Below are 11,858 nucleotides of genomic sequence, written 5' to 3'. Positions count from 1 at the left end.
TGCGCCGATGGTAGTGTGGCTCAAGCCATGCGAGAGTAGGTCATCGCCAGGGTTTTTATCCCCAAACCCCCGCTGCTTGCGCAGCGGGGGTTTGCTTTTGGGCGGAATGGAAATGGATTCTTGGTGTCCTGCACTCTGCGCCGCAGCGAACACCTGCAGGTTTGGCCGCTGGGCCGGTACAGGATCCTCACAAGCAAAGACAGGCGGGGTGCAGCCCTGGCGGTGGACCATGCCGGCCGCGCATACGACAACGGCGCCAAAAGGCGCCGTTGCTTCAATCCCATCACTCGAACGCGAAGATCACACCCGGCCGAATACCAGGGTGGCGTTCGTACCGCCAAAACCGAAGCTGTTGGACATCACCGTGTCCAGCTGCGCCTCGCGCGTCTGACGCAGGATCGGAAAGCCCTCCGCACGCTCGTCCAGCATGCCCCGCGCCGCCGGCGATGACGAAACCACCGCGGTTCGCGTCATAGGGACGCGACGCGTAGGCCGGTGTGTCGTTGAAGCCGGTGGACAGCGCGCCCATGGCGTCGAACATCACGCTCATCGATCAGTGCAGGTCCTCGCCGCCGCCGGCAAACACGATGTCCTGCGCGCCGTGGCCGATCAGCTCCGCCGCCGCGCCGATGCAGTGTGCCGACGTGGCGCACGCCGCGGACAGCGAGTAGCTCACGCCCTTGATGCTCAAGGCAGTGGCCAGGTTGGCTGAGACCGTCGAGCACATCGTGCGCGGCACCATGTACGGGCCGACCTTGCGCACGCCGCGGTTGCGCAGCAGATCGGCCGCTTCCACCTGCCACTGGCTGGAGCCGCCCCCGGAGCCGGCGATCGATGCCGTTGCCGCGTACAGAAAAGCAACGGCGTCAGCCGCGCCGGGTGCGCTCGCTGGCGGCAACGGCCCAGCGCGCCGCGAGATTGGGTGCCGTGATGCATACCGCCTCGTCCGTCACCGTCGTCACCGCGCGCTCCAGCAGCTGGATGTCCGCTTCGTGCTGGCGCGCCACGTGCGGGTCCTCGAAGAAGATGGCCCGTTGGCAGCGGCCTTCCAGCACGCGGTCGGCTATCTGCGCATCGCCGCCGAGCGGGCCGCTCTGGAAACGGTGGATCCACTCCTGGTCGCGGGGCCAGCCGCGGCTCCAGGCCAGTTCGTTGAGACGTTGACCGGTGGTGCCGGTGCCGATGCGCTGGCCGAACCGCGAGAGCACGTCGAAATGCTCGGCGGCGAATGCCAGCATCTGCGGTTTGCGGGCGTCGTGCGCAATCAGCGCCAGGGTCTGGCCGTCGAAGTCATGCAGGTCGTCTGCACCCGGATCGGCGGGCAGGCCGGCATGGATGCGCTCCATTTCGACCCAGTCGCGGGCGCTGGCGACCGTGGAGATGAAGGGTTTGCCGTGGATGACGCATTGCCGCTTCAGGGCGATGGCCTCGGGGAATACCGATGACGGATCCACCGGGTCGATCAGGTAGATCGCGCCATCGAGCGTGCGCTCGGGCGAGCCCATGCCCACGATCTCGGCGACCAGTTTCATCAACCCGCCTTCGCGGCCGTTCGGGTAGCGCTCCAGGCCGGGCAGGCCGCCTGGTGGCAAGGCGGCGACGATGGCGTCATGGGTACGGCCAACGGCGCGCAGTTCGATGCCAAGCTCGCGGATGCCGTTGACGCTGGCGCGCAGCCAGCGGAACAGGGCGGCATCGGCGCGTTCGTGGTGCAGGCGGTTGGCGGCCAGGCCGATGCGCATGGGAATCTCGCTGGAATTGGGGAACTATGAGTCTACGTGTTGGAGATGACGGTGCTCTGGAGAAGCCGAGCATGCGTAGTCATGCATCGGGTGCTTTCCTCTCGCCCCGCCCCACGCGAGGGCGTTCGAGTGGGGACAGATCGGTGGCTCGCGAACTGGCCCCACCCGACGGGAGAGAACCTTTGCCGCCCAGCACGCTCGCCACCGCGAAGCCGGGGCCTCGATCGCATGCACCTGTGGCAGACAGGTCGTACTTGAGGTTGTAGCCGCTGAAAGCACGGCTCAATGCAGCAGCAGCTTGATGATGCTGGCCGCGGCGTCGCGGCCTTCGGCCACCGCGGTGACCACCAGGTCCGCGCCGCGCACTGCGTCACCGCCGGCAAACAGTTTGGAGTTGTGCGTCTGGTACGGCAAACGGCCGGAACCGCCGGCAACGATGCGGCCGTTGCCCGTCGCTTCCACGCCATGCGCCGCCAGCCACTCCGGCAGCGTCGGCGAGAAGCCGAAAGCGATGATCACCACGTCCGCTTCCAGCAGCGATTCGCTGCCTTCGATCGGTTCGGCATTGCGGCGGCCGTTCGCGTCGGGTTCGCCCAGGCGCGTCTCCACCACGGTCACGCCGATCACTTCGTCGTCGGCGCCGGCTTCGATGGCCAGCGGCTGGCGGTTGAACAGGAAGCGCACGCCTTCCTCGCGGGCATTGGCCACCTCGCGCGCGGAGCCGGGCATGTTGGCCTCGTCGCGGCGGTAGGCGCAGGTCACGCGTGCGGCGCCCAGGCGGATCGCGCTGCGCACGCAATCCATGCCGGTGTCGCCGCCGCCCAGCACCACCACGCGCTTGCCGTTGAGGTCGGGCAGGGCGATCTGGTCTTCCCAGCCGGCGATGGGCCGGCCGTGGGGATCGTCGCCGCTGACGATGCGGCTGTTCTGCACCAGGAACGGCAGCGCCGGCAGCACGTTCTTCAGGTCCTGGCCGATCAGGCCGCCGTCGGTGTAGCGGTAGGCGCCGGTGCCGAGGAACACCGCGTCGTAGTCGGCCTGCAGCTGCTCGACGGTGATGTCGCGGCCGATCTCCACGCCCAGCCGGAATTCCACGCCCATGCCCTCGAGGATCTCGCGGCGGCGCCCGATCACGTCCTTGTCGAGCTTGAAACTGGGAATGCCGAACTGCAGCAGGCCGCCGATCTGTTCATAGCGGTCGAACACCACGGCCTGGATGCCGGCGCGCGCCAGGCGGTCGGCACAGGCCAGCCCGGCCGGGCCGGCGCCGACGACGGCCACGCGCCTACCGGTCGGCTGCACGGCATGCAGGTCCGGCTTCCAGCCGGTGGCCAGCGCGGTATCGACGATGTACTTCTCCACCGCGCCGATGGTCACCGCGCCGAATTCCTCCAGCGTGCAGCTGCCTTCGCACAGGCGGTCCTGCGGGCAGACGCGGCCGCACACTTCCGGCAGCGGGTTGGTCGAATGGCACAGCGTCGCCGCTTCGTGGATGCGGTCTTCCTGCACCAGCTGCAGCCACTGCGGGATGGCATTGTGCACCGGGCACTTCCAGCTGCAGTACGGGTTGCCGCAGTCCAGGCAGCGGCCGGCCTGGTACTGCGCCTCGGCCTTGTCGAACCTGCCGTACAGCTCGCCCCAGTCGCCGGACGTGCGCAGTTCCACCGGAATGCGCTGCGGCATGGTGCGGGGGAGATCGAGGAACTGGAAGGCTTGCTTGCGGCTCATGGGGGAATCTCGGCTGGCGCATCCGGCAGGCGGATGCCTGGTCTGGCTTTCGTAGGAGCGGCTTCAGCCGCGAAGGGCCTTGCCAGAAAGCATCGCGACTGAAGCCGCTCCTACGTGGATCTGGTACGGCGTCAGGCGGCGTTGCGCAGGGCGGCGGCCAGCGATTCGATGCTGGCGGCCTTGGGTTTGACCAGCCAGAACTTGCCGACGTAGTCGCGGAACTCGTCCAGGATCTGCTGCGCCCAGATGCTGCCGGTCAGTTCGCGGTGGCGGCCGATCAGGGTGTGCAGGTGCTGGCGGTAGTTCTCGAAGCCCTCGGCCGAGATGCGGTGGATGTCGATCAGCTCGTGGTTGTAGCGGTCCACGAAATCGCGGTCGATATCCAGCACGTAGGCCAGGCCGCCGGTGAAGCCGGCACCGAAGTTGAGGCCGACCTTGCCGAGCACGGCGACGATGCCGTCGGTCATGTACTCGCAGCAGTGGTCGCCTGCGCCCTCGATCACCGCCAGCGCGCCGGAGTTGCGCACGCCGAAGCGTTCGCCGGCGCGGCCGGCGGCGAACAGCTCGCCGCCGGTGGCGCCGTACAGGCAGGTGTTGCCGACGATGGCGGTATTGCGCGCCTCGAAGCGCGCGCCGCGCGGCGGACGCACCACCAGCCGGCCGCCGGCCATGCCCTTGCCGACGTAGTCGTTGGCTTCGCCTTCCACTTCCAGGTTCAGGCCGCCGACGTTGAACGCGCCGAAGCTCTGCCCGGCAGTGCCGCGGAAACGCAGGTTCAACGGCACCTGGTCCATGCCGTGGTTGCCGTGCGCGCGGGCGATGGCGCCGGCCAGGCGCGTGCCCACCGAGCGGTCGGTGTTGTGGATCAGGAAGCGGTGGTCGCCGCCGTGCTTGTGCGCGATGGCGTCGGCCAGCAGGTCGTCCATCTGCGTGGCCAAGCTGTCCGGCGATTGATACAGGCGCTGCGCTGCGCAATGCGAACCTTCGTAGCGGGCCGGTGCGAGCAGGCGCGACAGGTCGACCTTGACGCCTTCGCGCGGCGACACTTCCAGCTGCTCCAGCAGATCGGTACGGCCCACGATCTCGTCCAGCGAACGCGCGCCCAGGTACGACAACCACCCGCGCACTTCCTCGGCCAGCAGGCGGAAGAAGTTCTCCACGCGCTCGGGCAGGCCGGTGAAATGGCCTTCGCGCAGGCGCTCGTCCTGGGTGGCCACGCCGGTGGCGCAGTTGTTGAGGTGGCAGATGCGCAGGTACTTGCAGCCCAGCACGATCATCGGGCCGGTGCCGAAGCCGAAGCTGTCCGCGCCCAGCAGCGCGGCCTTGACCACGTCCAGCCCGGTCTTCAGACCGCCGTCGGTCTGCAGGATGGTGCGGCCGCGCAGGTCGTTGCCGACCAGCGCCTGGTGCGACTCGGCCACGCCCAGTTCCCACGGCACGCCGGCGTAGCGGATCGAGCTGATCGGCGAGGCGCCGGTGCCGCCGTCGTGGCCGGACACGGTGATCAGGTCGGCGCCGGCCTTGACCACGCCGGCGGCGATGGTGCCGACGCCCGCGTGCGACACCAGCTTCACCGATACCAGCGCGTCCGGGTTGACCTGCTTGAGGTCGTAGATCAGCTGCGCCAGGTCCTCGATGGAATAGATGTCGTGGTGCGGCGGCGGCGAGATCAGGCCGATGCCCGGCTTGGCGTAGCGCAGCCGGGCGATCAGCTCGTTGACCTTGTGGCCGGGCAGCTGGCCGCCCTCGCCGGGCTTTGCGCCCTGGGCGACCTTGATCTGCAGCACCTCGGCGTTGACCAGGTACTCGGCGGTGACGCCGAAGCGGCCGGAAGCGACCTGCTTGATCTTGCTGCGCTTGTCGGTGCCGTAGCGCACCGGGTCTTCGCCGCCCTCGCCGGAATTGGAGCGGCCGCCGAGGCGGTTCATCGCGATGGCGAGCGCTTCATGCGCTTCCGGCGACAGCGCGCCGAGCGAGATGGCGGCGGTGTCGAAACGGCGGAACAGCGCCTCGGCCGGTTCCACTTCGTCCAGCGGCACCGGCGTGGCGGCGGGCCTGAGCTGCAGCAGGTCGCGCAGCGCCGAAGCCGGGCGCGAATGCACCGCGTCCATGTACGCGCGCCAGTCCTCGGCCTTGCCGGTGCGCGCGGCGCGCTGCAGGGTCAGTACCACGTCCGGGTTGTACATGTGGTACTCGCCGCCGTGCACGTACTTGAGCAGGCCGCCGACTTCGGCCGGAGCCAGTTCGTTCCACGCGCGCGCGGTGAGTTCGCGCGCCTCGGTATCCAGGCGCGCCAGGTCGACGCCGCCGATGCGCGCGGTGGCATCGGGGAAGCACAGCCGCACCACGTCCGGGTCCAGGCCGATGATCTCGAACAGCTGCGCGCCGCGGTAGCTGGCCACGGTGCAGATGCCCATCTTGGAGATGATCTTGCTCAGGCCCTTGTAGATGCCCTTGCGGTAGCTGCGCCCGATCTGCGAGACCTCGCCGCCCTTCTTCAGCAGCAGGATGCCGCGCCGGCCCATGTCGAACAGGGTCTGGTAGGCCAGGTACGGGTACACCGCGGTGGCGCCGAAGCCGAGCAGGCAGGCCATGTGGTGCGCGTCGCGCGCGGTGCCGGTCTCGACGATCAGGTTGACGTCGCAGCGCAGGCCCCGCGCCGACAGATGGTGGTGCACCGCGCTGGTGGCCAGCAGCGCATGCACCATCGGCCGGTCGGGCACCGGGTAGCGGTCGGACAGCAGCAGCATCACCACGCCCTCGCGCGCGGCCTGCTCGCACTGCGCGCAGATGCGCTCGATGCCGGCCTTGATGCCCTCTTCGACACTGTAGGACAGGTCGATCAGGCGGTTGCGCTCGACGTACTGCTCCATCTTCAGCAACTGGCGCAGCTTGCGCTGGCTCAGCACCGGCGAATTGAGGATGACGTGGTTCACCGTCTCCGGGCCGGCATGGAAGATGTTGGTCTCCCTGCCGAGCTGGGTAGTCAGCGACATCGCGCAGTCTTCGCGCAGTGGGTCGATCGGCGGGTTGGTGACCTGCGCGAAGGCCTGGCGGAAATAGTCGTACAGCGGCCGGGTGTGGCGGCTGAGCACGGCGATGGGCGTGTCGTCGCCCATCGAGCCGGTCGCCTCCTGCCCGGTCTCGGCCAGCGGCCGCAGCACCTGTTCCACCTCCTCGGAGGTGAGCTGGAACAGCTTGTGGTAGCTGCGCAGCGTGGCTTCGTCGAAAGGTTCTTCGGCCAGCGACGGGTCGATCAGTTCGGTCTGCAGGTAGGTCACGCCCTGATGCAGCCACTGCTTGTACGGCGCACGCGCGCGGTTGATGCGGTCGATGGCGTCCGAGTCGAGCAGGTCGCCGCGCTTGAGGTCGATGGCCATCATCTGGCCCGGGCCGAGCTTGCCCTTGCGCACGACGCGCTCGGTCGGCACTTCCCACACGCCGGCCTCGGAAGCGACCAGGAAATGGCGGTCGGAGGTGAGCATCCAGCGCGCCGGGCGCAGGCCGTTGCGGTCCAGCGTGCAGGCCGCGAAGCGGCCATCGCAGGCGACGATGCCGGCCGGGCCGTCCCACGGCTCGCTGTTCAGGCCGTAGAACTCGTAGAACGCGGCCAGGTCGGCATCCTTGAACTCCAGCGACTGCGTCGCCGGCGGCACCAGGATGCGCAGCGCCTGGATCAGCTCCATGCCGCCGGCCACCATCAGCTCGAGCATGTTGTCCATGCTCTGCGAGTCCGAGCCGTGCATCGAGATCACCGGGTCGAATTCGGCGATGTCGAACCGCGGCGTCTTCCACACCTTGCTGCGCGCCTGCGCCCAGTGGCGGTTGCCCTCGATGGTGTTGATCTCGCCGTTGTGGGCGAGCAGGCGGAACGGATGCGCCAGCGGCCAGCGCGGCATGGTGTTGGTGGAGAAGCGCTGGTGGAACACCACCACGCTGGAAGCCAGTTCGTGGCGCTGCAGGTCGGGGTAGAAGGTGCTGAGCTTGTCCGGCAGCACCATGCCCTTGTAGCTGATGGCGTCGGCGCTGAGGGTGGTGACGTAGTAGTCGGCGACGTCGCGCAGTGCCTGTTCGCTGCGGCGGCGCGCCAGGAACAGCGCCAGCGCGAACTGTTCGGCGCTCTGGCCGGCGCCGGCATCGACGAAGACCTGCTCGATCTCCGGCAGCGTGGCGCGCGCCAGCTCGCCGCAGACGCCCGCGTCGGTGGGCACCACGCGCCAGCCGCGCGGCTGGCAGCCGGCAGCGCGCAGCTGCGCGTCGAGTTCATCGCGGCAGCGCTGCGCGGCCTGCGCGTTGTGCGGCAGGAACACCACGCCGGCGGCGAAGTTGGGCCCGAGCGCGATGCCCGCTTCCTCCGCCAGCCGCCGCAGGAACACGGTGGGTTTGCGCAGCAGCAGGCCGCAGCCGTCGCCGGTGAGGCCGTCGGCGGCGACGCCGCCGCGATGGGTCATGCGCGAGAGCGCGGCGATCGCGGTATCGACAAGGAGGCGGGAGGGCTGGTCGTCCAGCTGCGCGACCATGCCGAAACCGCAGGCGTCGCGTTCGTCTTGCGGGTTGTAGAGCCCCTGGCGATTGCGGAGGGTCATCTGTGCCTCGTGGTGCGCGGGTGAGCGGCGACACCTCTCCCTCGTCCACCGCGTCACACCATGCACGGCCGTGTTGCTGACGCGTGCACGGCATGCCCGTCACTGGAGCGCAACGTTGAGGCCACCGGATGCGCTCGACTAGATCACAGTTGTTGCGGTGCCGCAACGCATGGTTGCGGCAGCAACCAAAGCCTTGTCCTGCAAGGCTTTGGCCGGGTTTCCGTCAGCCGCAGCGCACGCCGCTGACGAGGTTCTTGTCGTCCACTTCGATGTTCAGGCGCTCGCCCAGGAATTCCATGGTGATGGGCTGGTTGGGCTTGAGCATGCGCACCTTGGCGGCGCCGGCGTCCTGCCTGGCCTGCTCGGCCAGTTCCTCGGAATACGGCTGGCCGACCAGGCCTTCGACCTGGCTGGCGTCGCAGGTACCCACCGGTGGCGGCGTGGTGGCGGCGGCCTGATCGGGCGTGGCGGCGGCATCGGCGGCCTGCTTGGCCTGGTCCAGGGCCTGTTCCTGCTCCTCGGGCGCCGGTCCGGTGCAGGCGCCCAGCGCGAACACGAGCGAAAGCGTGGCGATCAGGGCGGTGGGGCGGCGCAGGGCGCGCGGCATCGTCGGGATTCGCATCGGAACTCCAGTGCGTTGAGAGACGCGGCAAGCATATCGCCTGGTTTCCGGTGTGTATCGTCGCAGCGCGTCATCCGGCCGCGCGCGTCAGCGGGATTTCAGCCGCAGCGCAGCGCGGTGATGCCGTTGTTGCGGCCGACCTCGATGGTCAGGCGGTCGCCGCCGGAGGTGGCGCTCGCCGGCGTGACCGGCGTGGGTGCATCGCTGCGGACCGTCTGCACGTGCAGGCTGTCGCTGTCCACGCGCGCGCGTTCGATCGTGCCCGGCGATGCGGCCAGGCCGGTCGCGCCGATCACCCTGTCGGTGTGGCATTGGCCGGAGATGACGCCGTCGATGGGCTGGACGCTGGCGACGGGCGCGCTGCTGCAGGCGCTGGCGGCCAGCGCGACGGTGCCGGCAAGGATCAGGGTGCGGTACATGGCGGACTCCACGGCGAAGGGCGACGTGCCGAGCCTGCCGCCGCCGCCGTGTGCGGACGATGAAAGCCGCCCGCGACGGCGATGCCCGCCGATAATGCGTGATCGCCGCGCGCGGAGTGGATCGATGTCGCAACAGGAAGACTGCAGGATCGTGGTGCTGGGTGGATACGGGCATTTCGGCGCGCGCATCGTGCGTGCGCTGGCCGCCACCCCGGGCATCGCCGTCATCGCCGCCGGGCGCCACCCGCAGCGGGCGGCGGCGAACCTGTCCGGCGTGGACATGGCGCGGGTGGAATGCCGGCGGCTGGACGTGGACGACCCGGATTTCGCCCGCGACCTGCGCGCCACCGGCGCCGCCCTGGTCATCCATACCGCCGGCCCGTTCCAGGGACAGGGTTACGACGTCGCGCGTGCCTGTCTGCAGGCGGGCATGCATTACATCGACCTGGCCGACGGCCGCGACTTCGTGCGCGATTTCCCCGCGCAACTGGATGCGGTCGCACGCCAGTACGGACGCAGCGCGATCAGCGGCGCCAGCACCCTGCCGGCGCTGTCCAGCGCGGTGGTCGATGCGCTGCGTGGCCGTTTCGACGCACTGCAGTCCATCGATATCGTGATCGCGCCGGCGCAGGCCACGCCGCTGGGCATGGCCACGGTGCGCGCGGTGCTGTCCTACTGCGGGCAGCCGTTCGAGTGCTGGATCGACGGCCGCTGGCAGCGCGTCGTCGGCTGGGCCGATCCGCAGCCGGTGGCGTTCGCGCGCATCGCACCGCGCCTGGCCTCGCCCTGCGACGTGCCCGACCACGACCTGCTGGTGCAGCGCTATCCGGGCGTGGCGACGGTGCGTTTCCGCGCCGCGCTGGAATTGCCGCTGCTGTCACGCGGCCTGGCCGCCATCGCCTGGCTGCGCCGTCGCGGCCTGCCGCTGCCGATGGCGAGGCTGGCTGGCGCCTTCGCCCACGCCGGGCGCTGGTTCGACCGGTTCGGCACCGACCTGGGCGGCATGCGCGTGACCCTGCGCGGCCAGCGCGATGGCGTCGCCCACCGTATGCACTGGGATCTCACCGCGCCGATGCTGCACGGGCCGGAGATTCCCACCTTCGCCGCGGTGCTGCTGGCGCGTCGGCTTGCGCGCGGCGAACCGCTGCCGGTAGGCGCGCATGCCTGCCTGGGCCTGCTGGACCTGGCCGCGTTCGAGGGCGAATTCGCCCGCTGGCGGATCGACAGCCAGGTGTCCGAGGACGGCACCACAACCTGAAGCGTTCAGCCTGGCGAAGGTCGGAGTGCCATCCGGGCTATTGACTACATTTGTAGTCATGTCTACCGTGGCGACAAATGTAGTCACGGAGTCGACCATGCGCCGCAAGACCATCGGGGACCAGGAGCTGGCCCTGCTGCAGTACATCGGGGAAAACGCGCCGGCCAGCGTAGGCGAAGTCGCCGCTGGTTTCGGCGAGGCGCGGGGGCTGGCCCGCTCCACCGTGCTGACCATGATGGAGCGCCTGCGCACCAAGGGTTACCTGCAGCGCGAGCAGCACGAGGGCGTGTACCGCTACCAGGCCACCGCCGAGCAGCAGGAGGTGGTGAGCAGCGCGGTCGGCAGCTTCGTCGAGAAGACCCTGCAGGGTTCGATCTCGCCGTTCGTGGCGTGGATGTCGCAGAAGGCCGAGGTCAGCGACAACGAGCTGGCCGAACTGGAAGCGCTGGTCAGCAGGCTGCAGTCGCAGCGCCGGGAGGACTGAGCCATGGATTCCTTGCTCGAACTGCTCGGTAACCGCCTGCTCGCCACCAGCGTGCAGACCGTGCTGTTGACCGCGCTGGTGTGGCTGCTGTGCCGCTGCGTGCGGCGCCTGCCGGCCGCGACCCAGTGCGGGCTGTGGTGGCTGGTCGCGCTGCAGGCCGTGCTGGGCCTGTTGTGGGCCGCGCCGCTGGAGCTGCCGGTGCTGCCGGCACCGGACGCCATGCAGCTGGTGCCGCAGGCCGCCGCCGCCGCGCCGGCCGCAAGCGCGGCGCCGCTGGTGGTGATGACGCCGCTGCCGCTGGAAAGCGGCTGGTCGTGGCTGCACGTGGCGATGGCGCTGTGGCTGGCCGGCGTGGCGGTGATGGCGCTGCGTACCGCACTGGCATGGCGCGACAGCCGCAGGCTGCTGCGCATGGCGCGCCCCTGCGACGACCTGCGCCTGGACGCCGCGCTGCAACTGGCGGCCGAAGCCCACGGCCTGCGCCGCGCGCCGCGGCTGATGCTCAGCGCGGCCATCGACTCGCCGCAGCTGGTGGGGCCGTGGCGCCCGGTGCTGCTGCTGCCGGCGCGCAACCTTCGGCGCATGGGGGACGACGACCTGGACATGGCCCTGACCCACGAGCTGGTGCACCTGCAGCGCCGCGACCTGTGGTGGGGCCTGCTGCCGGCGCTGGCCCAGCACCTGTTCTTCTTCCACCCGTTGCTGCATCTGGCGGTCCGCGAATACGCGATCGCCCGCGAAGCGGCGGTCGATGCCGCCGTCGTCGCCGGCGACCGCCATTGCCGCCAACACTACGGACGCCTGCTGCTGCAGCTGGGCGTCGCTCCCCGGCCCGGCGCCGGCCTCGCCAGCGCCTCGCCCACCTTCCTCAGCCTCAAGCGGAGACTGCTCATGCTGCAGAACACGTCCTCCTTCCCGCGCATGGGCGCGGGCCTGATCGTCGCCGCCGTGGCCCTGGTCGGCGTGCTGCCGATGCGCCTGGTCGCCATGCCGGTGCCGCGGGCACCGGCGGCGGGGCG

General features: G+C 69.7%; 9 protein-coding genes and 1 pseudogene. 3 read left to right on the top strand and 7 right to left on the bottom strand.

Features of this window, described 5'->3' with window-relative positions:
• The 7 genes and pseudogenes from CQ393_RS18325 to CQ393_RS17785 form a co-directional block, all read right to left on the bottom strand.
• Positions 1–231: hypothetical protein (locus CQ393_RS18325; protein ID WP_228114659.1), on the bottom strand; the 231-nt coding region annotated here is incomplete at its 3' end.
• A 69-nt stretch (positions 232–300) separates the two neighbouring features.
• Positions 301–832, bottom strand: a pseudogene (locus CQ393_RS17810) (beta-ketoacyl synthase N-terminal-like domain-containing protein); the annotation flags it as partial.
• A 34-nt stretch (positions 833–866) separates the two neighbouring features.
• A complete protein-coding gene (locus CQ393_RS17805; RefSeq protein WP_153193642.1) occupies positions 867–1,742 on the bottom strand; it encodes a methylglyoxal synthase in 876 nt (291 codons plus the stop codon).
• Between the two features lie 282 nt (positions 1,743–2,024).
• Positions 2,025–3,470, bottom strand: a complete 1,446-nt coding sequence (locus tag CQ393_RS17800; protein WP_153193640.1) for an FAD-dependent oxidoreductase — start codon at positions 3,468–3,470, stop codon at positions 2,025–2,027.
• A 131-nt stretch (positions 3,471–3,601) separates the two neighbouring features.
• Entirely contained in the window at positions 3,602–8,056 is a 4,455-nt protein-coding gene (gene gltB / locus CQ393_RS17795; RefSeq protein ID WP_153193638.1) for a glutamate synthase large subunit, read from the bottom strand.
• Positions 8,057–8,279: 223 nt separating this feature from the next.
• Positions 8,280–8,663, bottom strand: coding sequence for an I78 family peptidase inhibitor (locus CQ393_RS17790; RefSeq protein ID WP_153193644.1), 384 nt, complete (start codon positions 8,661–8,663; stop codon positions 8,280–8,282).
• 113 nt (positions 8,664–8,776) lie between these two features.
• Positions 8,777–9,097 (bottom strand): hypothetical protein, encoded by a 321-nt coding sequence (locus tag CQ393_RS17785; RefSeq protein WP_153193636.1) that lies wholly within the window; start codon positions 9,095–9,097, stop codon positions 8,777–8,779.
• Between the two features lie 124 nt (positions 9,098–9,221).
• On the opposite strand from CQ393_RS17785, the gene CQ393_RS17780 reads away from it, so the two are divergent.
• The 3 genes from CQ393_RS17780 to CQ393_RS17770 form a co-directional block, all read left to right on the top strand.
• On the top strand, positions 9,222–10,355 hold the full coding sequence (locus tag CQ393_RS17780) for a saccharopine dehydrogenase NADP-binding domain-containing protein (protein WP_153193634.1): 1,134 nt from the start codon (positions 9,222–9,224) through the stop codon (positions 10,353–10,355).
• A gap of 97 nt (positions 10,356–10,452) precedes the next feature.
• Entirely contained in the window at positions 10,453–10,839 is a 387-nt protein-coding gene (locus CQ393_RS17775; protein WP_153193632.1) for a BlaI/MecI/CopY family transcriptional regulator, read from the top strand.
• A 3-nt stretch (positions 10,840–10,842) separates the two neighbouring features.
• The coding region (locus tag CQ393_RS17770; protein ID WP_228114658.1) for a M56 family metallopeptidase at positions 10,843–11,858 on the top strand (1,016 nt) is incomplete at its 3' end.

It is taken from the genome of Stenotrophomonas sp. MYb238, assembly GCF_009496535.1.
Lineage (GTDB): Bacteria > Pseudomonadota > Gammaproteobacteria > Xanthomonadales > Xanthomonadaceae > Stenotrophomonas.
Note: the sequence above shows the minus strand (reverse complement) of the source record. Positions and strands in the feature narration are given on the sequence as shown.

Bases quoted from the DNA above. Each gene is read 5' to 3' on its own strand.
- CQ393_RS17805 (WP_153193642.1), bottom strand. From the start codon at position 1,742: ATGCGCATCGGCCTGGCCGCCAACCGCCTGCACCACGAACGCGCCGAT.
- CQ393_RS17800 (WP_153193640.1), bottom strand. From the start codon at position 3,470: ATGAGCCGCAAGCAAGCCTTCCAGTTCCTCGATCTCCCCCGCACCATG.
- gltB (WP_153193638.1), bottom strand. From the start codon at position 8,056: ATGACCCTCCGCAATCGCCAGGGGCTCTACAACCCGCAAGACGAACGC.
- CQ393_RS17790 (WP_153193644.1), bottom strand. From the start codon at position 8,663: ATGCCGCGCGCCCTGCGCCGCCCCACCGCCCTGATCGCCACGCTTTCG.
- CQ393_RS17785 (WP_153193636.1), bottom strand. From the start codon at position 9,097: ATGTACCGCACCCTGATCCTTGCCGGCACCGTCGCGCTGGCCGCCAGC.
- CQ393_RS17780 (WP_153193634.1), top strand. From the start codon at position 9,222: ATGTCGCAACAGGAAGACTGCAGGATCGTGGTGCTGGGTGGATACGGG.
- CQ393_RS17775 (WP_153193632.1), top strand. From the start codon at position 10,453: ATGCGCCGCAAGACCATCGGGGACCAGGAGCTGGCCCTGCTGCAGTAC.